Raw genomic sequence first — 23,084 nt, forward strand, 5'->3', positions numbered from 1 at the left:
TCAAGACCGTTCCGACGCCGAGCCGCTCGCGACACCGAGGACCGCTGCGCGGGGCCCCGCTCCCCGCAGCGGCGGCGCAGGGGGGCAGCGGGGGTCAGCGGTGGTCAGTGGGGGGGCAGCGGGGGTGGCGGTGCTGGGCGGCTACGACCGCGTCCGCGCACCGTGCCGCCCACGCCCCGGTGCCGCCGACGGCTAGGCCGCCAGCAGCGGGCTCGCGTGGTGGTGGAGCCAGGCCCGGTACGGCGGCGTGCGGAGGGCGGCTTCGCGGTAGGCCGCCCGGAGGTCCTCGAAGACCTCGGCATGCGCGCCGGGCCGGGTGGCCAGCAGCAGCCGGACCGCCAGGGGGTCGCCGGACAGCGGCCGGATGGCCATGTCGTCGCGCGGCCCGGAGGTCGGCTGGCAGGGGGCCACCGCCTCACCGGAGACGATCAGCGAGGTCGCGGTGTGGTAGTCGGCGTGCAGTACGGGCGGGTCCAGCCCGGCCCCGGCGAACACCCGCCGCAGACCGTCCCATTCGCCGTCCACGGAGGGGTCCACCGTCCACCGGTCGGCCGCCAGGTCCTGCAACTCCACCACGGGACGCCGCGCCGCCGGATGATCCCGGGACATCGAGACGAACTGCGGCTCCCGCTCCATCAGGACCCGCAGCTCCAGACCGGCCGGCACCCGCAGCGGACTGCCCTCCAGCTCGTGGACGAACGCCACGTCCAGCTGCCCGGAAGCCGCCATCCGGAGCAGGGCGTTGGCGGACACGTCCACCACCAGCGAGGTCTCGGTGTCGGGCAGCCGCCGGTGGATCCGGCGCAGCCATCCCGGCAGGGCGCGGCTGGCCGTGGAGCCGATGTTCAGCCGCGGGCCGCGGGCCAGCGCCCGGGCCTCGGCGACGAGCGCGGCCATCTCGGCCAGCAGCGGGCGGGCCCGGCCGAGGACGGTGCGGCCGAACGGGGTGGGCCGGCAGCCGGTGCGCTCACGCAGGAACAGCTCGCCGTCCAGGGCGCGTTCGATGCGGCGCAGCTGGGTCGTGAGGGAGGGCTGGCTCACGCCGAGCGGCCCGGGCACCTCGTGCCAGAACCCCTACCCGGACAGCACGGAGCGCTCGCGCGTGGACCAGCTGTGGCGCAACGGTCTGGCCGCGTCGGGGCTGGGCACGAAGAGCTAGGGCGCGGGGAACCGGGGACTCGAAGAGCTAGGGCAGCTTCCCCACCTCGGGTATGTATTCCGGGCAGTCCGGGTTCCGGCAGGGACCCGGCACCCACTCCGGGATGAAGATCCCGAGCGCTTTGCGCCGCCGTACGACGGTGTCGACGGAGCGCCCGCAGACCGGGCACGTGTGCTGCTCGTGCCCGGCCTGCGGAGCGACCGTCTCGTGCGGGTACGGGTGGCGCCGATCGTGCCGTTGGTGCTGTTCGCCGGCCATACCTCCACGGTAGGCCGGTTCCGCGCGTTCGGCCGGTTTCAGCGCTTGCGGGCGTACGTGGTGACGATCTGGCCGCCGCCGAAGGTGCGGACGCCGGTCAGCTCCAAGGGGCGCGCCCCGAAACCGGCGCGAGACATCGGCATGCCGGTGCCGGCGAAGAACGGGTAGGTCTTCACGATGATCTCGTCGATCTCGTCGATCAGCTGGGTGGCGAGGTCCGCTCCGCCGCACAGCCAGATGCCGAGCCCGTCCCGGGCCTTCAGCTCCCGCACGCGGGCGACGAGGTCGCCGCTGATCAGCTGCACGTCGGGGTCCGGCGAGGTGGCGAGGGAGCGCGAGACGACGTACTGCTCGGGCAGGTGGCCGTAGGGGCTGGTCATGCCCGCCTTGAGGCCCGGCTCGTACGTTTTGCGGCCCATCAGGATCGCGTCGAAGCGCTTCGGAGGGGTGTCGTCGACCCCGAGCCGGGCGCGCCCCTGGGCGGCGATGGTCTCGGGGTACTCCGCCGCCAGGAACCCGATGAACTCGGGGTCCAGGAAGCCGTAGAAGGACTCGGCGTCACCGTCCGGGGCTCCGATGAAGCCGTCGACCGAGGTGGCGACGAAGTACGTGAGCTTGCGCAAGCGAGGTCTCTTTCGTCAGACAGTGCCGCCACTCCGGGGCACGCCAGTTAAAGTACTGCGCATGCAGTGGTTATGCAATCACGATTTACGCGGCCCCCTGCGGCTTGCGCCACATCGGCCACATCGGCGGCCCTTCCGGCAGCTGCACCGCCTCGCCCGTGAACTCCCAGCCGAGCCGCTCGTACAGCCCCTTGCTGCGCGCGCTGCTCGCCTCCAGGTACGCCGGCACGCCCTCGCGGTCGCAGCGCTCGAGCACCGGCCGCATCAGCGCGGTCCCGAGCCCCTCGCCCTGCCGCCCCGGGGCGACCGCGATCATCAGCAGGTACTCGTGCTCCTCGGCGGTCGGGTGCACCGCGCCCGTCAGCCGGCCGACCAGCTCGCACCGCTCGTTGCCGGGGTCGGCGACCGCGCGCATCTTCGCCGGGACCGGGTCCTCCTCCTCCGGCTCGCCGGCCGGGATCCGCAGCCACAGGGCGGCCGCCGAGCCGTCCACTGCGTAGTCGATCCGGCCCTCGGCCAGCGCCACGTCCACGAAGACGCCCAGGAACGCGCCGTGGACCGCGGCCCGGTGCTCCGGATCCGGGAAGACCCAGCTGCTCACCGGGTCGGTGCGGAAGGCCTCGTCGAGCAGCCGCGCCACCGCGTCCCGGTCCGACTGATCCGCCTGACGTATCTCCAGCGCCACTGGTCACACCCTTCGCTCAGGTTTCAACTACCGCGAGCGATCCTAGAGTTGGCCCGGAACAGCGGAAAGCCCCGTTCCGGCACCATGCGGTGCCGGAACGGGGCTTGCGCACGGCCTCTTCCCCGTTACGGGCTCACCGGGTACGCCGGGTGACGAACTCCGCGAGCGCCAGCAGCCCGCCCGCCGCCCCGAGGTCCGGCACGGCCCGGGACAGCAGCTGCACCGCCCGGCCCATCCGGTCCGCGGCATGGGCCTGCGCCCAGTCGCGCCCGCCGGCCCGGTCCACCGCGTCGGCGGCCTTCCGCACGTCGTCCCCGGTCATGGGACCCGCGTACAGGGCCGCCAGCTCGTCGCCGGCCGCGGTGCCCGAGGTGAGGGCGGCCACGACCGGGAGGGACTTCTTGCGGGCGATCAGATCGGCCCCGGCGGGCTTGCCGGTGTGCCCCGGATCCCCCCAGATGCCGATCAGGTCGTCGATCAGCTGGAAGGCCAGCCCGGCCTCCCGCCCGAAGGCGTCCATCGCGTCGACCTCGTCCGGCCCGGCGCCGGCGTAGAGCGCGCCGAGCGCACAGGCGCAGCCCAGCAGGGCCCCGGTCTTGGCCGTCGCCATGGTCAGGCACTCGTCGAGCGAGACGTACGGCCGCTGCTCGAAGGCGCAGTCCGCCTGCTGGCCGGCGCACAGCTCGATGATGCAGGCCGCGAGCCGCGCCGAGGCCCGCGCCGAGGCCGGGTGCGGATCCTCCGCCAGCAGCCGCAGGGCGAGCGCCAGCATGGCGTCGCCGGTGATGATCGCGTCCGGTATCCCGAACACGGTCCAGGCCGTGGGCCTGCCCCGGCGCTTCGCGTCCTTGTCGATGACGTCGTCGTGCAGCAGCGTGAAGTTGTGCGCCAGCTCCACGGCCGCCGCCGCCCGTACCGCACCCCCGGCCTTGGCGTCCGGGCCCCCCAGGGCCTGGGCCGCGGCGAGCACGAGGGCGGGGCGGATGGCCTTGCCCGCGTTGCCCGCGGCCGGGGCGCCGTCCGCGCGCTCCCAGCCGAAGTGGTACATCGCCACGCGCCGCATCGAACCCGGGAGGCTCTCGACCGTGCGGCGCAGTTCCGGGTTGACCGTTTCTCTTGTCCGCTCCAGCAGGGCCGCAGCCTCCTGCCCCTCGCCGGTCGTGATCGCCTCAGTGGTCCCCATGGCGTGTCCCCGATCCCGATCCCCAGTGGTTCTCGGCAGCCCGCTCAGCGCCAGCGGGCGATCTCGACGTTCTCCAGGATGCCGAGCGCGTCCGGCACCAGCACCGCGGCGGAGAAGTAGGCGGTGACCAGGTAGGAGATGATCGCCTGCTCGCTGATGCCCATGAAGCGGACCGACGTGCTCGGCTCGATCTCGTCCGGGATCCCCGGCTGGTGGAGGCCGATGACGCCGGACTCGTCCTCGCCGGTGCGCATGCAGAGGATGGACGTGGTCCGGGCGTCGCTGATCGGGATCTTGTTGGACGGGAAGATCGGCACCCCGCGCCAGGACGGCACCCGGTGCCCGTCGATCTCGATCGACTCCGGGTACAGGCCGCGCTTGTTGCACTCGCGGCCGAAGGCGGCGATGGCCTTGGGGTGGGCGAGGAACAGCTTGGAGCCGCGCCGCATGCTGAGCAGCTGGTCCATGTCGTCGGGGCTGGGCCCGCCGTCGTGGGGCTGGATGCGCTGGTCGTACTCGGCGTTGTGGAGCAGGCCGAACTCGCGGTTGTTGAGCATCTCGTGCTCCTGGCGCTCGCGCAGCGCCTCGACCGTGAGCCGCAACTGCTGCTCGGTCTGGTTCATCGGCTGGTTGTAGAGGTCGGCGACGCGCGTGTGCACCCGCAGGACCGTTTGTGCAATGGAGAGTTCGTACTCGCGCGGCTTCGCCTCGTAGTCCACGAAGGTGCCGGGGAGGACGGCCTCGCCCTGGTGGCCGGCGGAGAGGTCGATCGCGGCCTCGCCGTACTTGTTGGTGCGCTGGGCGGGCAGGGACCGCTGGGTCTCCACGTGCGCGCGCAGCGAGCCGACCCGGTCGGCGAGGAGCTGGAAGTCCTGGCGGGACAGGACGAGCGCGGTGCCGGAGGTGACGGCGCGGGCGGTGTACTCCCAGATCGCCTCCTCGTCGACGAGGGAGTCCTCGCCGAAGTAGGCGCCGTCCGCGACGGTCCGCAGGACCGCGTCCTCGCCGTAGGGGCCGGGACCGACCTGTTCGACGCGCCCATGGGCGAGCAGGAACACCTGGTCGGAGGCGCTGCCGAAGGAGGTCAGCTCCTGGCCCGCCTCGAAGTCGACCTGCCGGCACCGCTGGGCGAGCTCGGAGAGCACGTCCAGGTCCTCGTAGGTGCGCAGCAGCGGGAGCTCGCCGAGCTCGGCCGGGATGACCTGGACCTGGGTCCCGGTCTTGATGAAGTCCACGCGTCCGTCGCCGACCGAGTAGCTCAGCCGCCTGTTCACCCGGTACGTGCCGCCCTGGACGGACACCCACGGGAGCATCTTCAGGAGCCACCGCGAGGTGATCTCCTGCATCTGCGGCGCGGACTTGGTCGTGGTTGCCAAGTTCCGCGCGGCCGATGTCGCAAGACTCCGCTGCGGTGTCTGGACCTCGGGATCGGAACCTGCCTGGACCGACATGTGTCTCCCTTTCGATCACTCCATGGATCTGCGGGATGCAGCCTTCCAGCACGGAACGTGGTGGGACCATTACACAAAAGGGTGGGACTACTCCGTCGGGGCGTGGGCACCCTTTGGAGTTCACCCCATTCCCACGAGGCCACTCCCATCCCACTGGTTCCAGCCACACCGACCCCCGGAGGGCCGTTAACTTGCATCCCAGATGTGAGTTTTCTAGGGTGAGGCCATGCGGCTGACCCGATTCACCGACCTGGCGCTGCGCGTCCTGATGCGCCTGGCCGTCGCGGAGACGGACCTCCCGACCACGCGCGACGTGGCGGCGACGATGGAGGTCCCGTACACGCACACGGCGAAAGTGGTCGCCAGGCTGCAGCATCTCGGCCTGGTCGAGGCGCGGCGCGGCCGCGGCGGAGGGCTCGCCCTGACCACCGCCGGACGGGCCGCCTCGGTGGGCGGGGTGGTCCGCGAACTGGAGGGCGCGGGCGACGTCGTGGACTGCGAGGGCACCACCCCCTGCCCGCTGCGCGGGGCCTGCCTCCTGCGGGGCGCGCTGCGCCGGGCCCAGGAGGCGTTCTTCGCCGCACTGGACCCGCTGACGGTGGAAGACCTGGTCGCGGCACCCACCGGCCCGCTGCTGCTGGGCATTTCGGGCGGCCCTCCGGGGCGGACCGACAGCCCCTGAACCCGGGAGCGGATGGCCGGTTCCCATGGCCTGCCACCCTCGACCCGAACGGGTGTACCCACACCCAAAAATACGCATCTCACATACCAATTATCGAACGAGGAGCTCCGCATGCTGTCCGAGAAGTCGACCGAGACCGTACGTGCCACCCTGCCCGCCGTCGGCGCGGCCATCGGCGACATCGCGGAACTCTTCTACGCGAAGCTGTTCGCGGCCCACCCGGAGCTGCTCCGCGACCTGTTCAACCGCGGCAACCAGAACGCCGGCCTCCAGAAGCAGGCCCTCGCCGGCTCCATCGCGGCCTTCGCGACCCACCTCGTCGCACACCCGGACACCCGCCCCGACGTGATGCTGCACCGCATCGCGCACAAGCACGCCTCCCTCGGCGTCACGCGTGAGCAGTACCCGGTCGTCCACCGCCACCTCTTCGCGGCGATCGCCGAGATCCTCGGCGAGGCCGTCACCCCCGAGGTGGCCGAGGCCTGGGACGAGGTGTACTGGCTGATGGCCAATGCCCTGATCGCCATCGAGGAGCGGCTCTACGCCGAGCAGCAGGTCCTCGCCGGCGACGTCTGGCGCACCTGGACGGTCGCCGCCCGCGTCGAGGAGACCGCCGACTGCACCACCTTCCACCTGACCCCGGCGGACGACTCCCCCGCCCCCTCCTTCAGGCCCGGCCAGTACGTCTCGGTCCAGGTCGAACTGCCCGACGGCGCCCGCCAGATCCGCCAGTACAGCCTGACCAGCGCCCCCGGCTCCCCGGTCCGCTCGATCACCGTCAAGCGGGTCCACGGCCCGGCCGCCGCGGGCCCCGACGGCGAGGTCTCGAACCACCTCCACGCCCGGGTCGCGGCCGGCGACACGGTGCGGGTCTCGGCCCCGTACGGCGACCTCGTCCTGCGGGACACCGCGGGCCCGGTCCTGCTCGCCTCGGCCGGAATCGGCTGCACCCCGATGCTGTCGATGCTCGAGCACCTCGCCGACACCGGGCACGCCGCCCCGGTGACCGTCCTGCACGCCGACCGCTCCCCCGCCGACCACGCGCTGCGGAGCGACCACCGGGCGCTGACGCACAAGCTGCCCGAGGCGTCGGCCCGCTTCTGGTACGAGGCCGATGCCGAGCCGGGTGACGGCGAGGGCCTCCTCGACCTGTCGGACGTCCCGGTCGCCCCGGGCACCACGGCGTACCTGTGCGGGCCCCTCCCCTTCATGCGGGCCGTACGCGCACAGCTGCTCGCCAAGGGGATCCCGGCCTCGGACATCCACTACGAGGTGTTCGGCCCGGACCTGTGGCTGGCCTCCGCGTAAATCCCGTGACGGGCGGGCCGGTCGGGACGAGTGTCCGGATCGGCTCGCTCGCTGTACGAAGGCACTAGCCCGGAAGAACGACCTCCATTACACCGGAGTGCAACGAGGTGGACACGCAAGGTGACCATCGCGCACCGGGAGAGGAGGCGGCCATGTCCGCACCCATGTCCGCGGACCGGTTCATCAACGCGCTGCGGAACGAGGGCCTGACCGTCGTCGAGGTCGGCGCCTGGCGCACCCACAACCGCAACCACAAGGGCCCCTGGGGCCCGGTGAACGGGGTGATGATCCACCACACCGTCACGCACGGCACCGCGTTCACCGTCGCGCTCTGCCGCGACGGCGACGAGGACCTTCCCGGCCCGCTCTGCCACGGCGTGATCACCAAGGACGGCCGGGTCCACCTGGTCGGCTACGGCCGCGCCAACCACGCCGGGGCGGGCGACTCCGACGTCCTGGCGGCGGTGATCGCGGAGAAGCGGCTCCCGCCGGACCGCCACGCGGACACCGACGGCAACCGGCACTTCTACGGCTTCGAGTGCGAGAACCTCGGCGACGGCGACGACCCCTGGCCGGAGGTCCAGCTCGACGCCATGGCCCGCGCGGCGGCAGCCGTCTGCCGGGTCCACGGCTGGACCGAGCGCTCGGTGATCGGCCACCTCGAATGGAAGCCCGGCAAGATCGACCCGAAGGGCTTCCCGATGGACGCCTTCCGCGCCCGCGTCGGCGAACGCCTGGGATAGCGGGGCGCACGACCGCACCCCGGCCCACGGCCGACACCCGGCCGGATCCTGCCCGCGCACCGCGGGCAGGGCTTCGGCACCCGGGGGCGGGGCGGTATTCGAGGCGTGCACCGACGTGCGGCGTCGGGGGCGCGACCGGCACACAATGGGTGCGTGAACCGCTCCGTGGACCCCGGCGTCCTCCTGCAGCCCCGGCCGCCCTCCCCGCTGCTGGAGGTCCAGGACGAGCGGTTCGGCCGGCACGGCGTACGGCTGCTGCTGAAGCGGGACGATCTCGTGCATCCCGAACTGCCCGGCAACAAGTGGCGCAAGCTCGCGCCCAATCTGCGGGCCGCCGTCGCCGGGGGCTTCCCCGGGGTGGTGACCTTCGGCGGGGCCTACTCGAACCATCTGCGGGCCACCGCGGCGGCCGGGCGGCTGCTGGGGATGCCGACCGTCGGCATCGTCCGCGGTGACGAGCTCGCCGGCCGCCCCCTCAACGACTCGCTGGCCCGGTGCGCGGCGGACGGGATGCGGCTGCACTTCGCCACGCGCTCGGAGTACCGCCGCAAGGCCGAGCCCGAGGTGCTGGCCCGGCTGCTGGCGGGGGCCGGCGCGGCCGACTCGTACGTCGTCCCCGAGGGCGGCAGCAACGCCCTCGCCCTGCACGGGTGTGCGGAGCTCGGGCGCGAGCTGCGGGGCATGTCCGACGTCGTCGCGGTGGCCTGCGGCACGGGCGGCACCCTGGCCGGCCTGGCGGCGGGGCTGGCACCGGGCCAGCGGGCGCTGGGCGTTCCCGTCCTGGCGGGCGAGTTCATCGGGGCGGAGATACGTTCCCTCCAGCAGGCGGCCTTCGGGGGCCCGGCCGGGCTCTGGAGCCTGGCGGAGGGCTTCCACCACGGCGGCTACGCACGCGTCCCCGCGGTGCTGGACGCGTTCGCCGCCGATTTCGAGGAGCGGCACGGGCTCCCGGTCGAGCGGATCTACGTGGCCAAGCTCCTCTGGGCCCTGGCGTCCCTCACGGAATCGGGCGCCTTCCCGCCTGGTACCGCCCTGACCGCCGTCGTCACGGGGCGCCCCTAGGGGGTGTCCGGCGCAGACCGCTCCCGCTGCGCGGAGCCGTCCCCTGCCCGGCCCTTCCCCGTTTCCCGGGACTCCGCCCCGGACCCGCACGGTGCGCCGCCGTTGCCCGGGGCCGGCCCCCGCACCCCGCCCGGGGGTCAGGCCGCGTCCTCGCGGTAGGCCGCCGCCTCCTCCAGGTCCAGCCTGCGCAGCAGACCCCGCAGCATCTCGTCGTCGATCCGGCGGTGGTCCCGCAAGGTCACGAACACCTCGCGCTCGGCCGCGATCATCTCCCGCGCGAGGCGCCGGTAGACGTCGTCCGCCGATTCGCCGGTGACCGGGTTGACCTCCCCCAGCCGCTCCCACACCGCGTTGCGCCGCCGTTCCATCACCGTGCGGAGCCGCTCCGCCAGCGGCGGCGGCAGCGCGTTCTCCGGCTCGGCCAGCAGCTCCGCCAGCCGGTCCTCCGCCGACCGCGAGGCCTCGCTCTGGGCCTGGGCCTCCGCCAGCGTCTCCGCGTGCAGGTCCCGCGGCGGCAGGCGCAGCAGCCGGATCAGCGGCGGCAGCGTCAGGCCCTGCACCACCAGCGTGCCGATCACCGTCGTGAACGTCAGGAAGAGGATCAGGTTCCGGTGCGGCACGCTGATCGGCACCGAGAAGGCGATCGCCAGCGAGACCACCCCCCGCATCCCGGCCCAGCCCACGATCACCGGCGCCTTCCAGCTGGTGTCCGGCTCCCGGGTCCGGATCCGCTCCGACAGCCGGGGCACGAAGGTGGCCGGGAACACCCACACGAAGCGGGCCACCACCACCGCCAGGAACACCGCCAGCGCGTACCAGGCCGCGTGCCAGCCCTCGTACTCCACGAGCCCCTTCAGGACCACCGGCAGCTGGAGGCCGATCAGCGCGAAGACCACCGACTCGAGGATGAAGGCGACCATCTTCCACACCGCCTCCTCCTGGAGCCGGGTCGCGAAGTCGACCTGCCAGTTGCGGTGCCCGAGGTACAGCGCCACCACGACCACCGCGAGCACGCCCGAGGCGTGCACCCGCTCGGCCGCCGCGTACGCCACGAACGGGATCAGCAAGGACAGGGTGTTCTGGAGCAGCGGCTCCCGCAGCCGCTTGCGCAGGTGGTGGATCGGCACCATCAGCACCAGGCCCACGCCGACGCCCCCCACCGAGGCCAGCAGGAACTCCGCGATCCCGCCCGCCCAGCCGGCGCTCACCCCGACCGCCGCGGCCAGCGCCACCTTGTACGCGGTGATCGCGGTGGCGTCGTTCACCAGGGACTCGCCCTGCAGGATGGTCGTGATCCGGTTCGGCAGCCCGAGCTTGCGGGCGATCGCCGTCGCGGCCACCGCGTCGGGCGGCGCGATCACCGCGCCCAGCACCAGCGCCACCGGCAGCGACAGCCCCGGCACCACCAGGTACGCCGCGTACCCGACGGCGAGCGTCGCGAAGAGCACGTACCCGACCGACAGCAGCGCGATGGGCCGTACGTTCGCCCGCAGATCCAGGTACGAGCTGTCCACGGCGGCCGTGTACAGCAGCGGCGGGAGCAGCAGCGGCAGCACGATGTGCGGGTCGAGGGCGTACGAGGGCACGCCCGGGACGTACGAGGCGATCAGGCCGACGGCGACCAGCAGCAGGGGCGCGGGCACCCTGGTCCGGCGGGCGGCCCCCGCAACGACCGCGCTGACCGCCACCAGCGCCACCAGCGGCAATACCTCCATCGAAGATCCACCTTCGCTCGTCGTCGCTGATCGGCATTCGTCCTGCGGCGCCCGCACGTCAGTACGCTGGCCATCATGAGCGAGTGCATCCACGTTCCCGAACTGCCGCGCCCCGAGCCTGTCCCGACTGCCCTGACCTGCCCTGAATGTCAGGCACTCGGCAGCCATCCCGTGCAGTTGCGGATGTGCCTGGGGTGCGGATACGTGGCGTGCTGCGATTCCTCCCCGCACCGGCACGCCACGGCGCATTATCAGAGCACCGGCCATCCGGTCATGCGAAGCTTCGAGCCGGGCGAGACGTGGCGGTGGTGTTTTGTCGACGGTTCGATCGTCTGAGGCGGGGTAGGTCAACCCTCCGCCGGTTCCCCTGATTTGGGCCCGCAGACCCCTAGCCACTGTGCGTACCCATAGGCTTACCATCAGTCACTGGCCGTGGGCGGGGGCACCTGAAACGGGCGCCATGAGGGGTGCCGCGACACGATCGCCCGGATCGCGATAGCGTCACCGGCGAACAGAGCTCGTACCACCTTGGAGGTGAGGGTGTCCCAGATCGCAGGCGAGCCCGGGACCCAGGACTTCGTGGAAGTCCGGCTGCCCGCTGCGGGTGCCTACCTGTCGGTGCTGCGAACGGCCACGGCCGGCCTCGCGGCACGTTTGGACTTCACCCTCGACGAGATCGAGGACCTCCGCATCGCGGTGGACGAGGCCTGCGCGATCCTGCTCCAACAGGCCGTGCCCGGCTCCGTCCTCAGCTGCGTTTTCCGGTTGGTCGACGACTCGCTGGAGGTGACCGTCTCGGCGCCGACCACGGACGGGCGTGCGCCGGAGCGCGACACGTTCGCCTGGACCGTCCTGTCGGCGCTGGCCGGCAAGGTCGAATCCACCGTCGAGGAGGACCGGACGGTGAGCATCAGCCTCTACAAACAGCGCGGCGCGGGTCCAGGCCCGGCGTGAGCGGCGGGGAGATCCCGGTGCGGGGCGGGGATCGGCCCCGGGTACGGCACGAGGTCGACGGCGGCATCCCGGAGCAGCAGCACGCCCGGCCGCACCCGGCTGACGCGGATGCGGAAGACGGCTTTTTGGACTCGGCGGAGCGACGGGCGGGCCCTATGAGCGAGAACCAGCACGAAGAACCACACGTCTCACAGCCACCCGGGGCCGCTGCCACGGCCCCGGGCTCGGAACCGGCACCGACACCGACACCGGTGCTGCCGGCGCCCACGGCGCTGCCCGATCCGCGCGACCGCAGCGGGGCGCGGGCCCTGTTCATCGAGCTGCGGGCGCTGCCCGACGGCTCGGTGGAGAAGGCCGAGCTGCGCAACCGGCTCGTTCGGATGCACCTGCCGCTGGTCGAGCACCTCGCCCGGCGGTTCCGCAATCGCGGTGAGCCGCTGGACGACCTGACGCAGGTCGCCACGATCGGTCTGATCAAGTCGGTGGACCGGTTCGACCCGGACCGCGGGGTCGAGTTCTCCACGTACGCGACGCCCACCGTGGTCGGCGAGATCAAGCGGCACTTCCGCGACAAGGGCTGGGCCGTGCGCGTGCCCCGGCGTCTGCAGGAGCTGCGGCTCTCGCTGACCACGGCCACGGCGGAGCTGTCCCAGCAGCACGGCCGTTCCCCCACGGTCCACGAGCTCGCGGAACGGCTCGGGATCTCGGAGGAGGAGGTGCTGGAGGGGCTGGAATCGGCCAATGCCTACAGCACGCTCTCGCTGGACGTCCCGGACACCGACGACGAGTCGCCGGCGGTCGCGGACACCCTGGGCGCGGAGGACGAGGCGCTGGAGGGCGTCGAGTACCGCGAGTCGCTCAAGCCGCTGCTGGAGGGGCTGCCTCCGCGGGAGAAGCGGATCCTGCTTCTCCGTTTCTTCGGCAACATGACCCAGTCGCAGATCGCGCAGGAGGTCGGCATCTCCCAGATGCACGTCTCCCGCCTGCTGGCCCGCACCCTGGCCCAGCTGCGCGAGAAGCTCCTGGTCGAGGAGTAGGAGCGGGAGCAGGGAGCAGGAGCAGGAAGTACGCGTACGAGCCCTGCCGCTCGTACGGCTATCGGGTCCGCTCGCCGGGCCCGATTCCCAGTGCCTCGGTCGCCGTCGGGTTCACCAGCAGGGCCACGACGGCCACCGCGGCCACGGCCAGCGCCACGGCGGCGGCGATCATCGCCCCGCCCGCGGAGTACAGCGTCCACGCCACCGGCAGCGCCATCAGCTGGGTGATCAGCGCGGGCCCGCGGCTCCAGCGGCGGCCGAGGCGCAGCCCGCGGGCCGCGATCAGCGGCAGCGCGGCGAGCGCGAGCAGGGTGATGCCTCCGGTCTCGGCCTGCTGCGGGGAGTCGGGGTCGCCTGCGATGCCCACGAACAGCATGTAGACGCCGAGGCCGGCCAGCGCCAGGCCCTCCAGGGCGGTCAGCGCGGCGGCGGCGGTGAGCCGTCCGGGCAGCGGGGCGGCCGGCTGGGCCGTGGCGGGGGCGGGCTTCGTACTCACCCCAGCAGGGTAGCCGCGTGCCCGCACGCCCGGAGGGGACGGGCAGTATGGGCCGCATGTGAACGGGTCGGTAGGCTGGCGTTCATGCGTGCACTTCTCGTGGCCAACCCAGCAGCGACGACCACCAGTGCGCGCATGCGCGATGTCCTGACCCACGCCCTGGCCAGCGAGATGAAGCTGGAGGCGGTGACCACCGAGTACCGCGGGCACGCCCGGGACCTGGGCCGCACGGCGGCCGAGAACGGCATCGACCTCGTCGTGGCGCTCGGCGGCGACGGCACGGTCAACGAGGTGGTCAACGGGCTGCTGCACAACGGGCCGGATCCGGAGCGGCTGCCCCGGCTGGCGGTGGTCCCCGGCGGCTCGACCAATGTGTTCGCCCGCGCGCTCGGACTGCCCAACGACGCGGTCGAGGCGACCGGCGCCCTGCTGGACGCGCTGCGGGAGCAACGCGAGCGGACGGTGGGCCTGGGGCTGGCGGCCGGCACCCCCGGCACGGAGGACGAGTCGGTTCCGGCGCGCTGGTTCACCTTCTGCGCGGGCTTCGGTTTCGACGCGGGGGTGGTGGGGCGGGTCGAGCAGCAGCGGGAGCGCGGCAAGCGTTCGACTCACGCTCTGTATGTACGACAGCTGATGCGCCAGTTCTGGGACGACCCGAACCGGCGCCACGGCACGGTGACGCTGGAGCGCCCCGGCGCGGATCCCGTCACCGATCTGGCGCTGTCGATAATCTGCAACACCTCGCCGTGGACGTATCTGGGCAATCGTCCGCTTTATGCCTCCCCGGAGGCGTCGTTCGATACCGCGCTTGACGTATTGGCACTCAACCGTTTGTCAACTCCGGCCGTCGCCCGCTACGCCACACAGCTCCTGACCTCGACTCCTGAGCGCGGCCCGCACGGCAAGCACGCGGTGTCTCTGCACGATCTGACCGACTTCACCTTGCATTCGAAGGTTCCCCTTCCGTTCCAAATGGACGGAGACCACCTCGGCCTGCGCACCAGCGTTCGGTTCACAGGCGTACGCCGTGCACTGCGTGTGATTGTGTGAGTGGAAGGGCCCAAAGTCCTTTCACTCGAACGTTTACACGCCGGTCCACCCTCACGATGTAGGGCTGTGACCTAGTAGACACCGACGAATCAAAAAAAACTTTCCGGAAGGGGTTGTATCCCCGTCCGAGGTTTGCGAATCTCTTCATGGCGATCGGGACAGCCCGCAGAACCCGGCACCCACACAGACCGCCAGAACCCCTCCACGAGTCCCTGACTGACCTTCCAGGAAACTGGGCGGTCGCCCTTCCGTCACGGGGGGATTCGTGAAAGCGTTCACATTCACAAGCAACTTGCCCGCAATACAAGGAGATGGAGCAGCCATGGACTGGCGTCACAACGCCGTTTGCCGCGAGGAAGACCCGGAACTCTTCTTCCCCATCGGCAACACCGGTCCTGCGCTGCTGCAGATCGAGGAAGCCAAGGCCGTCTGCCGCCGCTGCCCCGTCATGGAGCAGTGCCTGCAGTGGGCGCTCGAGTCCGGTCAGGACTCCGGCGTCTGGGGCGGTCTCAGCGAGGACGAGCGCCGCGCGATGAAGCGCCGCGCCGCTCGCAATCGGGCGCGCAACGCCACCGCCTGACATCGACTTTCGAGCCTCGAGCCGCAGCGCGTAGTACCAGACAAGCGCTCAGCAACGTGCTCTTGAGCCCCGGACCGAGAACTTTTCGGTCCGGGGCTCAGTGCTGTCCGGGACGCACTGCGTCACACTGAGTGACGAGTGCGCTGCTGCTTCCGCTGCTACTTCTGCGGGCTGACCGGGATGTCGAGGACGACCTTGGTCCCGCGCGGCTCGGCCCGGAGCATGTCGAACGTGCCGCCGAGCTCGCCCTCCACGAGGGTCCGTACGATCTGCAGCCCGAGATTGCCGGCCCGCTGCGGGTCGAAGCCCTCGGGCAGACCGGAGCCGTCGTCGAGCACCGTGATCAGCAGTCGGCCGTCCGCGCGGCCGGAGCCGGTACGGGTCGCGGACACCTCCACCCGGCCGCCCTCCCCCTGGGTGAAGGCGTGCTCCAGGGCGTTCTGGAGGATCTCGGTCAGCACCATCGACAGCGGAGTCGCGACCTCCGCGTCCAGGATCCCGAAGCGGCCGGTACGCCGGCATTCCACCTTGCCCGGCGAGATCTCCGCGACCATCGCGATCACGCGGTCGGCGATCTCGTCGAACTCGACGCGCTCGTCCAGGTTCTGAGAGAGCGTCTCGTGCACGATCGCGATCGAACCGACACGGCGCACGGCCTCGTTGAGCGCCTCGCGGCCGCTCTCGGAATCCATCCGGCGGGCCTGCAACCGCAGCAGTGCGGCCACGGTCTGCAGGTTGTTCTTCACCCGGTGGTGGATCTCCCGGATGGTCGCGTCCTTGGTGATCAGTTCGCGTTCGCGACGGCGCAGTTCCGTGACGTCCCGGCACAGGACGAGGGAGCCGATCCGGGTGCCCTTCGGCTTGAGCGGGATGGCGCGCAGCTGGATGACCCCGCTGCTGCCCTCGACCTCGGTCTCGCGCGGGGCCCAGCCGCTGGCGAGCTTGACGATCGCCTCGTCCACGGGGCCGCGGGAGGGGGCGAGTTCGGCGGTGGTGGTGCCGAGGTGCTGGCCGACGAGGTCGGAGGCGAGGCCGAGCCGGTGGTAGGCGGAGAGGGCGTTCGGGGACGCGTACGTGACCACGCCGTCGGCGTCGAGCCGCATCAGACCGTCCCCGGCGCGCGGGGAGGCGTCCATGTCGACCTGCTGGCCGGGGAACGGGAAGGAGCCGGCCGCGATCATCTGGGCCAGGTCGGAGGCGGACTGGAGGTAGGTGAGCTCCAGCCGGCTGGGTGTACGCACAGTGAGCAGGTTGGTGTTGCGCGCGATCACGCCCAGGACCCGGCCCTCGCGGCGCACCGGGATGGACTCGACGCGCACAGGCACCTCCTCGCGCCACTCCGGGTCGCCTTCGCGCACGATCCGGCCCTCGTCGAGCGCGGCGTCCAGCAGCGGGCGCCGGCCGCGCGGCACCAGGTGGCCGACCATGTCGTCCTGGTACGAGGTGGGGCCGGTGTTGGGGCGCATCTGCGCGACCGAGACGTACCGGGTGCCGTCGAGGGTGGGAACCCACAGCACGAGGTCGGCGAAGGAGAGGTCGGAGAGCAGCTGCCACTCCGAGACCAGCAGGTGGAGCCACTCCAGGTCGGTTTCACTGAGAGCGGTGTGCTGGCGTACGAGGTCGTTCATGGAGGGCACGTGGCGAGCGTACCCCGGGCATGGGCCATGACTTTCCCCACGGCGACTACTCAGGAGTACCCAGGAAGGGCCGAGTCCGCGTACTGTTGGAGGAAGTGACGGGTTTCCAGGGCCCGACATTGGATGGACAGAACAGAATGGTCTAGTCCACACTGGCTTAAGCTTCCGCCCTCCCCGCACAGGAGGACGGATCGAGGTAAGCGGCGCGCTCTGCCCTGACCGCGCAGGCACCTCCCACCGGCCGCCGGGAACCGCACACCCGCCGGCCGTAAGTACTCCGGGCTACGGTGCCGGATGGGCTGAGGGTCCCGTCCTGCACCGTGGCCCAGAGGAATTTGTGGGGCGGAATTTCAGGGCGGAATTCACGGGACGGCGCGTTCGGGCCCGTTCGCCTACTGCGGCCAGGCCCCCATCGCCAGCTCCGCCACCGCTTCCAGTTCTTCCCGGCTCGCCCCGTCGCGCGACTGCTGGGACATCCCCACGAGCACCGCCAGCGCGTAGCGGGCCAGCGCCTGCGCGTCCGTACCGGCAGGCAGTGCCCCGGTGGCGACATCCGCCCGGATCCTGCGCTCGAACATCTCCAGGTTCGCGTTGCGGCGCTCGCGCAGGGCGTGCGCCACCTCCTGCGAGGTGGTGTTGACGGCCGCGCTGATCACCAGACAGCCGGGCGGGTGGGCCGGGTCGGTGTAGATCTCGGCGGCCTCGCGCAGGACGCGCCGCAGGCCGGCCCGGGCGGTGGGCTCCTCGGCCAAGGCCGCGCCCGCGAAGTCGGCGTACCGGCCGCCGTAGACCACCACGACCTCGTCGAAGAGCTTGCGCTTGTCGCCGAAGGCGGCGTAGAGGCTGGGCGCACTGATGCCGAGCGAAGCGGTCAGATCGGAGATCGAGGTCGCCTCGTAGCCGCGCTCCCAGAAGGCGAGCATGGCCTTGTCGAGGGCGGCGTCGCGGTCGAAGGAGCGGGGCCTGCCGCGCTGTCCGGTCACCATGCGCTCATTCTATAGCGGGCGCTACGGAATCTGGTACGGTTCTTTCTGTAGCGACCACTAGCAAATGCTGAAGGGGGGCGCGTCATGGGCGTGCTCAAGGGGAAGACGGCACTGGTCACGGGCGGCAGCCGGGGGATCGGACGGGCGGTGGCGGAACGGCTCGCCCGGGACGGGGCGCTGGTCGCCGTGCACTACGGGCACGGCGAGGCGGCGGCGAAGGAGACGGTCGCCGCGATCGAGGCGGCCGGCGGCCGGGCGTTCGCGATCGGGGCGGAGCTCGGGGTTCCGGGCGACGCGCAGGCGCTGTGGGCGGCGTACGAGGCGCACCCGCTGCACACCGACGCGGTCGACATCCTGGTGAACAACGCGGGCGCGGCCACCTTCGCCGGCATCGCGGACACCGACGAGGAGGCGTACGACCGGGTGCACGCGCTCAACGCGAAGGCGCCGTTCTTCGTGATCAAGCACGGGCTGACGCGGCTGCGGGACGGGGGGCGGATCGTGAACGTGACCGGTACCCCGGAGATCGCCCTGCCGGCGATCCTGGCCACGATCACGGCCAAGGGCGCGGTGAACGCGCTGACCCGGTCCCTGGCCGCCGAGCTGGCCCCGCGCGGGATCACCGTGAACTCGGTGGGCCCCGGCATCACGGACACCGACCTCAACGCGGCGTGGCTGGCGGACCCCGCGGCACGGGCGCACGCGTCCTCCCGCTCCGTCTTCGGGCGGGTGGGCACGGCCCGGGAAGTCGCCGACGTGGTGGCGTTCCTGGCCTCGGCGGACTCCCGCTGGGTGACGGGCCAGCACCTGGACGCGACGGGCGGCCTCCAGCTGTCGCTGCTCTGAGCGGTGCGGGCCCGGGCCGTCCTCAGTGCGTCTCGGTGACCTTGGCCAGCGCCCGCGGGGCATCCGGGTCCTGCCCGCGGGCGATGGTCACCTCGTACGCGAGGAGCTGGAGCGGGAGGATCTCCAGCAGGGGCTGCAGCTCCTCGGGCACGCCGTCGACGGGCAGCGCGAACCCGGTGGTCGCCTGCTCGACCTGCTCCTTCGGCCCGACGGCGAACAGGTCGGCCCCCCTGGCGCGCAGCCGGTCGAGGACGGGCTGCAGCGCCTCGCCGCCGCGGCCGTCGGGGATGACCGCGATCACCGGGGAGACGTTGTCGACCATGGCCAGTGGCCCGTGCAGCAGGTCGGCGCCGGAGTAGGCGAGGGCGGGGATGTAGCTCGTCTCCATCAGCTTGAGGGCGGCCTCGCGGGCGGTGGGGTAGCCGAAGCCGCGGGAGGTGACCACCATCCGCTCGGCGAACCGGTACCGCGCGGCCAGCTCCCGTACCTCGCCGGCCCGCGCGAGCACCTCCTCGGCGAGCCCCGGCAGCGCCGCTGCGGCCCGGGCCCCGCCCGCATCCCGCAGCGCCTCGGCGAACAGGAACAGCGCGAGCAGCGAGGCGGTGTACGTCTTGGTGGCGGGCAGGGCCTTCTCGGGCCCGGCGAGTACGTCGATCTGGTACTCGGCGACGGCGGCCAGCCCGGAGTCGGGGTTGTTGGTGACGGCGAGCGTGACCGCACCGGCGGTGCGGGCGGCCAGGGTGGAGGCGATCAGATCGGGCGAGCCGCCGGACTGGCTGACGGTGACGACGAGGACGTCGTCGAGCCGCGGCGTGGCGCCGTACGCGGTGATGGTGGACATGGAGCTGAGCCCGCAGGGCAGCCCGTGCCCGACCTCGAGCAGGTACTTCCCGTAGAGCGCGGCGTGGTCGGAGCTCCCCCGGGCGGCGAGCAGCACGAACCGCGGATGCCGCTCGGCGATCGCCCGGGCCGTCTGCGTGATGGGCCCGGCCCCGTCGGCGAGGATCCGCCGCCAGACCTCGGGCTGCTGCGCGATCTCGGCGGCCATGATGCTCCCGTGCCGCTCCACACCGTGCATGCGCCCCACCTCCGCGTACCAGAATCCCGCGCCCGTGGCTGCGCTGCACGTCCTGGCGCCGGGAGGCCGGGGGCGGGGAGCCGGATCACCATGGGAGTGGGCGGAGACCGGTCCGAGGCTCCCCACCTCTGCTAGATTGGTCTATACCACACCGTCCCACTCCAGATCGGCAGGCCCCGCGTGGAAGTTGTCATCGTCCCGGACGCCAAGGCAGGCGGCGAGCTCATCGCGGAGGCCATGGCCGCCCTGCTCCGGCGCAAGCCCGACGCCCTGCTCGGCGTGGCGACCGGCTCCACTCCGCTGCCCGTCTACAAGGCCCTGGCCGCCAAGGTGAAGGCCGGCGAGGTCGACGCGTCCCGGGCCCGCATCTGCCAGCTCGACGAGTACGTCGGCCTGCCGGCCGGACACCCGGAGTCCTACCGCGCCGTCGTGCTCCGCGAGGTCGTCGAGCCGCTCGGCCTGTCGGAGGCCTCCTTCATGGGCCCGGACGGCTCCGCCGCGGACATCGTCGCCGCGTGCGAGGCGTACGACCGCGCCCTCGCCGAGGCCGGCGGCGTGGACCTCCAGCTGCTCGGCATCGGCACGGACGGGCACATAGGCTTCAACGAACCCTGTTCCTCGCTCGCCTCCCGCACCCGCATCAAGACGCTGACCGAGCAGACCCGCGTCGACAACGCGCGCTTCTTCGACGACGACTTGGACCAGGTCCCGCACCACGTCGTCACCCAGGGCATCGGCACCATCCTCGACGCCCGCCACCTGGTCCTGCTCGCCACCGGCGAGGGCAAGGCCGAGGCCGTCGCGCAGACCGTCGAGGGCCCGCTGTCCGCGCGGGTCCCGGCCTCCGCGCTGCAGCTGCACCGGCACGCGACGGTGGTCGTGGACGAGGCCGCCGCCTCCAAGCTGAGGCTGGCGGACTACTTCCGGCACACGTACGCCGACAAGCCCGCGTGGCAGGGGCTTTAGGCGGCACCTTCCCCACGCCGCGTTGGGCCGGGCTCCCCGAGGGGGCCCGGCCCTTCCGCGTCCGGGCACCACAGGCCCCGCAGGTCCTACAGACCCCACAGCCCCACAGGCCGTACGGCAGCGCAGACGGGACCCGGGCATGCCCGTGCCCCCGGGACAGGACGTCCGGGGGGCACGGGACAGGGCGGACCGGGAGGCCCGGGGCTGGTCAGACCCCGGCGATGAGCTCCGCCGCCGCCCTGCCGCAGACCCGCGAGGCACCGTGTGTCGCGATGTACAGCGCCCCTCGGGGCTCAGCCCGCGGGACGCCCATTTCGACGACGACGGTGTCCGGGCGGGCCGCGACCAGGGTGTCCAGGACCTCGGTCATCCACGGATGCCGGTGCGCGTCGCGGACCACCAGCACGACGGTGCGCCCGCCGGCCGCCGCCAGGACGTCCCCCGCCGTGGCGCCCTCCGGGTACACCCCGGACCCGGTCCCCGGTACCAGCGCTGCCAGTTCACCGGCCACGCCCCACGGGGTCTCGTCGCCCACCGCGATGTTCGCGACCGGCGCGAGCGTGGCGACGTACGGGGCGGACACGGGCGCGGCGGCGCCGGAGGCGACCACCGCGCGGCGGGCCGCCGCCAGACCGATGCCGGGCGCGCTCCCCTCCGGCGCGCCCGGTGCGGCGGCGGCCCGCGCCTGACGGGTCCATGCGGCCAGCGCCCGTACCCGGGCGGCGGCGTCGGCGAGCCGCTCCTCCGGGAGCGCGCCCTCCCGTACGGCCGCGACCAGGGCGCCCCGCAGCCGGAGCACGGTGGCCTCGTCGGCGAGCCCGCCGCCGACGCAGATCGCGTCGGCGCCGGCCGCGATGGCGAGGACCGAGCCGCGCTCGATGCCGTACGTCCCGGCGATGGCGTTCATCTCCATGCCGTCGGTGACGATCAGGCCCTCGTAGCCGAGCTCCCCCCGCAGCAGGCCGGTCAGGATCTGCGGGCTGAGCGTGGCCGGGCGCGTCGGGTCGAGGGCGGGCACCAGGATGTGCGCGCTCATCACGGCCTTGGTGCCGGCCTCGATGGCGGCCTTGAACGGGATCAGCTCACGGGCGTGGAGCGTGTCGAGGTCCACGTCGATGCGCGGCAGGGCGTGGTGCGAGTCGACGTTGGTGTCGCCGTGGCCGGGGAAGTGCTTGGTGCAGGCGGCGACGCCGGCGGCCTGGAGGCCCGCGACGTAGGCGGCGGTGTGCCGGGCGGCGAGGTGGGTGTCGGCGCCGAACGACCGGACGCCGATCACCGGGTTGTCCGGGTTGGAGTTGACGTCGGCGGACGGGGCCCAGTTGAGGTTGACCCCGCACTCGGCCAGGCGGCGGCCCAGCTCGCGGGCGACGTCCCGGGTCAGCGCGGTGTCGTCGACGGCGCCGAGGGCCAGGTTGCCGGGGAAGGAGGAGCCGCCGCGGACCTCCAGGCGGGTGACGTCGCCGCCCTCCTCGTCGATGGCGACGAGGACGTCGTCCCGCTCGGCGCGCAGCTGGGCGGTGAGCGCGGCGAGCTGCTCGGGCGAGGCGATGTTGCGGCCGAAGAGGCCGACGGCGGTGAGGCCTTCGCCGATCCGGCGGAGCAGCCACGCGGGGGCGGCGGTGCCCTCGAAGCCGGGCTGGAGGACCGCGAGGGCGTCCCGGGTGAGCTGGTCGTCCGCATCGGACGCCGTGGTGCGGTGCGCAAGGACAGTCATGTGCCGTTATCCCTTCACGGCGCCGGCGGTCATGCCGCCGACGGCCTTGCGCTGGAGGAAGATGAAGATCACCAGGACCGGGACCGCGAACAGCGAGGACGCGGCCATGGTGGCGCCCCAGTCGTTGCCGAAGGCGGTCTGGAACTGGGTCAGCCACAGGGGCAGGGTCTGGGCGGTCTTGTCCTTGTTGAGGATCAGGACCATCGCGAACTCGTTCCAGGCGGTGATGAAGCCGAAGAGCGAGGTGGACATCAGGCCGGGGGCCAGCAGCGGGAGGATCACCTTGCGGAAGGCCTGGCCGCGGGTGCAGCCGTCGATCTGGGCGGCCTCCTCCAGCGTCACCGGGACGGCGGCGATGAAGCCGCGCAGGGTCCAGATGGTGAAGGGCAGGACCATCACGAAGTAGATCGCGGTCAGCAGCGGGAGGCTGTTCAGCATGTCGGCGTCGCGGGCGATCATGTACATCGCGATGACCATGACCTCCCAGGGGGCCATCTGCGCCATCATCACGCCGAGCACCAGGCCCTTGCGGCCCTTGAACTTCATGCGGGCGATGGCGAAGCTCGCGGCGAGGGCGACGAGCAGGGCCAGGGCGACGGCGCCGACGGTGACGAGCAGGCTGTTGCGCACGTACGTCCAGAACAACTCGACGCCGGTGGCCTTGGTGAAGTTGTCCAGGGTCGGGGCGAAGAAGAAGACGGGGTCCTTGGAGAGGATCTGCCCGGACGGCTTGAGGGCCGAGGAGAACATCCAGTAGACGGGGAAGACGAAGACCACGGCCAGGACCAGGGCGCCCAGGTTCTTCGCCACGGCGGCGGGGCGCAGCGGGCGGCGCGTGCGCAGCCGCTGCGCGGGCTTCGGGGCGGCGGGT

23 protein-coding genes and 2 pseudogenes are annotated in these 23,084 nt (G+C 72.2%); 12 read left to right on the forward strand and 13 right to left on the reverse strand.

Annotation, left to right across the window (positions count from 1 at the left end; translation table 11 throughout):
- Positions 1-192 precede the first annotated feature (192 nt).
- Positions 193-1,047 (reverse strand): annotated as a pseudogene (locus AB0I68_RS03455) (LysR family transcriptional regulator); the annotation flags it as partial.
- On the opposite strand from AB0I68_RS03455, the pseudogene AB0I68_RS03460 reads away from it, so the two are divergent.
- Positions 1,037-1,159, forward strand: a pseudogene (locus AB0I68_RS03460) (snapalysin family zinc-dependent metalloprotease); the annotation flags it as partial. The pseudogenes AB0I68_RS03455 and AB0I68_RS03460 sit on opposite strands and share 11 nt — an antisense overlap.
- Positions 1,160-1,186: 27 nt before the next feature.
- Here AB0I68_RS03460 and AB0I68_RS03465 read toward each other — a convergent pair.
- The 5 genes from AB0I68_RS03465 to AB0I68_RS03485 all read right to left on the reverse strand — a co-directional run bounded on the left by AB0I68_RS03465 (position 1,187) and on the right by AB0I68_RS03485 (position 5,359).
- Positions 1,187-1,417 (reverse strand): hypothetical protein, encoded by a 231-nt coding sequence (locus AB0I68_RS03465; RefSeq protein ID WP_363175494.1) that lies wholly within the window; start codon positions 1,415-1,417, stop codon positions 1,187-1,189.
- Positions 1,418-1,455: 38 nt separating this feature from the next.
- Positions 1,456-2,040, reverse strand: a complete 585-nt coding sequence (locus AB0I68_RS03470) for a dihydrofolate reductase family protein (RefSeq protein ID WP_363175495.1) — start codon at positions 2,038-2,040, stop codon at positions 1,456-1,458.
- Positions 2,041-2,125: 85 nt separating this feature from the next.
- Entirely contained in the window at positions 2,126-2,725 is a 600-nt protein-coding gene (locus AB0I68_RS03475; protein WP_363175496.1) for a GNAT family N-acetyltransferase, read from the reverse strand.
- A 133-nt stretch (positions 2,726-2,858) separates the two neighbouring features.
- Complete coding sequence (locus AB0I68_RS03480; RefSeq protein WP_363175497.1) at positions 2,859-3,908, reverse strand: family 2 encapsulin nanocompartment cargo protein polyprenyl transferase; 1,050 nt, start codon at positions 3,906-3,908, stop codon at positions 2,859-2,861.
- 44 nt (positions 3,909-3,952) lie between these two features.
- On the reverse strand, positions 3,953-5,359 hold the full coding sequence (locus AB0I68_RS03485; protein ID WP_363175498.1) for a family 2B encapsulin nanocompartment shell protein: 1,407 nt from the start codon (positions 5,357-5,359) through the stop codon (positions 3,953-3,955).
- A gap of 226 nt (positions 5,360-5,585) precedes the next feature.
- On the opposite strand from AB0I68_RS03485, the gene AB0I68_RS03490 reads away from it, so the two are divergent.
- The 4 genes from AB0I68_RS03490 (at position 5,586) to AB0I68_RS03505 (ending at position 9,154) form a co-directional block, all read left to right on the forward strand.
- Positions 5,586-6,041, forward strand: coding sequence for an Rrf2 family transcriptional regulator (locus AB0I68_RS03490; RefSeq protein WP_363175499.1), 456 nt, complete (start codon positions 5,586-5,588; stop codon positions 6,039-6,041).
- Positions 6,042-6,152: 111 nt separating this feature from the next.
- Positions 6,153-7,349: a globin domain-containing protein gene (locus tag AB0I68_RS03495; RefSeq protein ID WP_363175500.1), complete on the forward strand. Its 1,197-nt coding sequence runs from the start codon at positions 6,153-6,155 to the stop codon at positions 7,347-7,349.
- A 152-nt stretch (positions 7,350-7,501) separates the two neighbouring features.
- Positions 7,502-8,092, forward strand: coding sequence for an N-acetylmuramoyl-L-alanine amidase (locus AB0I68_RS03500; RefSeq protein WP_363175501.1), 591 nt, complete (start codon positions 7,502-7,504; stop codon positions 8,090-8,092).
- Positions 8,093-8,245: 153 nt separating this feature from the next.
- Positions 8,246-9,154, forward strand: a complete 909-nt coding sequence (locus tag AB0I68_RS03505; protein WP_363175502.1) for a pyridoxal-phosphate dependent enzyme — start codon at positions 8,246-8,248, stop codon at positions 9,152-9,154.
- 137 nt (positions 9,155-9,291) lie between these two features.
- Here the strand turns inward: AB0I68_RS03505 and AB0I68_RS03510 are convergent, their stop codons facing one another.
- Positions 9,292-10,869: a Na+/H+ antiporter gene (locus tag AB0I68_RS03510; RefSeq protein ID WP_363175503.1), complete on the reverse strand. Its 1,578-nt coding sequence runs from the start codon at positions 10,867-10,869 to the stop codon at positions 9,292-9,294.
- A gap of 75 nt (positions 10,870-10,944) precedes the next feature.
- On the opposite strand from AB0I68_RS03510, the gene AB0I68_RS03515 reads away from it, so the two are divergent.
- The 3 genes from AB0I68_RS03515 to AB0I68_RS03525 all read left to right on the forward strand — a co-directional run bounded on the left by AB0I68_RS03515 (position 10,945) and on the right by AB0I68_RS03525 (position 12,860).
- Positions 10,945-11,205: a UBP-type zinc finger domain-containing protein gene (locus AB0I68_RS03515; RefSeq protein ID WP_363175504.1), complete on the forward strand. Its 261-nt coding sequence runs from the start codon at positions 10,945-10,947 to the stop codon at positions 11,203-11,205.
- A gap of 204 nt (positions 11,206-11,409) precedes the next feature.
- Positions 11,410-11,823 (forward strand): anti-sigma regulatory factor, encoded by a 414-nt coding sequence (locus AB0I68_RS03520; RefSeq protein WP_030153599.1) that lies wholly within the window; start codon positions 11,410-11,412, stop codon positions 11,821-11,823.
- A complete protein-coding gene (locus tag AB0I68_RS03525; RefSeq protein ID WP_363175505.1) occupies positions 11,820-12,860 on the forward strand; it encodes an RNA polymerase sigma factor SigF in 1,041 nt (346 codons plus the stop codon). Before AB0I68_RS03520 ends, AB0I68_RS03525 begins: the two co-directional genes overlap by 4 nt.
- A gap of 58 nt (positions 12,861-12,918) precedes the next feature.
- Here the strand turns inward: AB0I68_RS03525 and AB0I68_RS03530 are convergent, their stop codons facing one another.
- Complete coding sequence (locus AB0I68_RS03530; RefSeq protein ID WP_363175506.1) at positions 12,919-13,356, reverse strand: hypothetical protein; 438 nt, start codon at positions 13,354-13,356, stop codon at positions 12,919-12,921.
- Positions 13,357-13,440: 84 nt separating this feature from the next.
- Between AB0I68_RS03530 and AB0I68_RS03535 the strand changes: the two genes are divergently transcribed.
- Both AB0I68_RS03535 and AB0I68_RS03540 read left to right on the forward strand, forming a co-directional pair.
- Entirely contained in the window at positions 13,441-14,406 is a 966-nt protein-coding gene (locus tag AB0I68_RS03535; protein WP_363175507.1) for a diacylglycerol kinase family protein, read from the forward strand.
- Between the two features lie 322 nt (positions 14,407-14,728).
- Complete coding sequence (locus tag AB0I68_RS03540; RefSeq protein WP_004937597.1) at positions 14,729-14,986, forward strand: WhiB family transcriptional regulator; 258 nt, start codon at positions 14,729-14,731, stop codon at positions 14,984-14,986.
- A 158-nt stretch (positions 14,987-15,144) separates the two neighbouring features.
- On the opposite strand, the gene AB0I68_RS03545 is transcribed toward AB0I68_RS03540, so the two are convergent.
- Positions 15,145-16,614: a PAS domain-containing sensor histidine kinase gene (locus AB0I68_RS03545; protein WP_363175740.1), complete on the reverse strand. Its 1,470-nt coding sequence runs from the start codon at positions 16,612-16,614 to the stop codon at positions 15,145-15,147.
- 401 nt (positions 16,615-17,015) lie between these two features.
- Positions 17,016-17,609, reverse strand: a complete 594-nt coding sequence (locus AB0I68_RS03550) for a TetR/AcrR family transcriptional regulator (RefSeq protein ID WP_363175508.1) — start codon at positions 17,607-17,609, stop codon at positions 17,016-17,018.
- An 84-nt stretch (positions 17,610-17,693) separates the two neighbouring features.
- Here AB0I68_RS03550 and AB0I68_RS03555 point away from each other — a divergent pair, with 84 nt between their 5' ends.
- On the forward strand, positions 17,694-18,455 hold the full coding sequence (locus AB0I68_RS03555) for an SDR family oxidoreductase (RefSeq protein ID WP_363175509.1): 762 nt from the start codon (positions 17,694-17,696) through the stop codon (positions 18,453-18,455).
- Positions 18,456-18,477: 22 nt separating this feature from the next.
- Here the strand turns inward: AB0I68_RS03555 and AB0I68_RS03560 are convergent, their stop codons facing one another.
- The gene (locus AB0I68_RS03560; RefSeq protein ID WP_363175510.1) at positions 18,478-19,533 is read right to left on the reverse strand and encodes an SIS domain-containing protein; all 1,056 of its coding nucleotides are present in this window, start codon (positions 19,531-19,533) and stop codon (positions 18,478-18,480) included.
- Positions 19,534-19,713: 180 nt separating this feature from the next.
- On the opposite strand from AB0I68_RS03560, the gene nagB reads away from it, so the two are divergent.
- Positions 19,714-20,499, forward strand: a complete 786-nt coding sequence (nagB, locus tag AB0I68_RS03565; protein ID WP_363175511.1) for a glucosamine-6-phosphate deaminase — start codon at positions 19,714-19,716, stop codon at positions 20,497-20,499.
- A gap of 208 nt (positions 20,500-20,707) precedes the next feature.
- Here the strand turns inward: nagB and AB0I68_RS03570 are convergent, their stop codons facing one another.
- Both AB0I68_RS03570 and AB0I68_RS03575 read right to left on the reverse strand, forming a co-directional pair.
- Entirely contained in the window at positions 20,708-22,213 is a 1,506-nt protein-coding gene (locus tag AB0I68_RS03570; protein ID WP_363175512.1) for a glycoside hydrolase family 3 protein, read from the reverse strand.
- A 6-nt stretch (positions 22,214-22,219) separates the two neighbouring features.
- Entirely contained in the window at positions 22,220-23,056 is an 837-nt protein-coding gene (locus AB0I68_RS03575) for a carbohydrate ABC transporter permease (RefSeq protein WP_363175741.1), read from the reverse strand.
- Between the last annotated feature and the right edge of the window lie 28 nt (positions 23,057-23,084).

This window comes from Streptomyces sp. NPDC050448 (genome assembly GCF_040655295.1).
Taxonomy (GTDB): Bacteria; Actinomycetota; Actinomycetes; order Streptomycetales; family Streptomycetaceae; genus Streptomyces.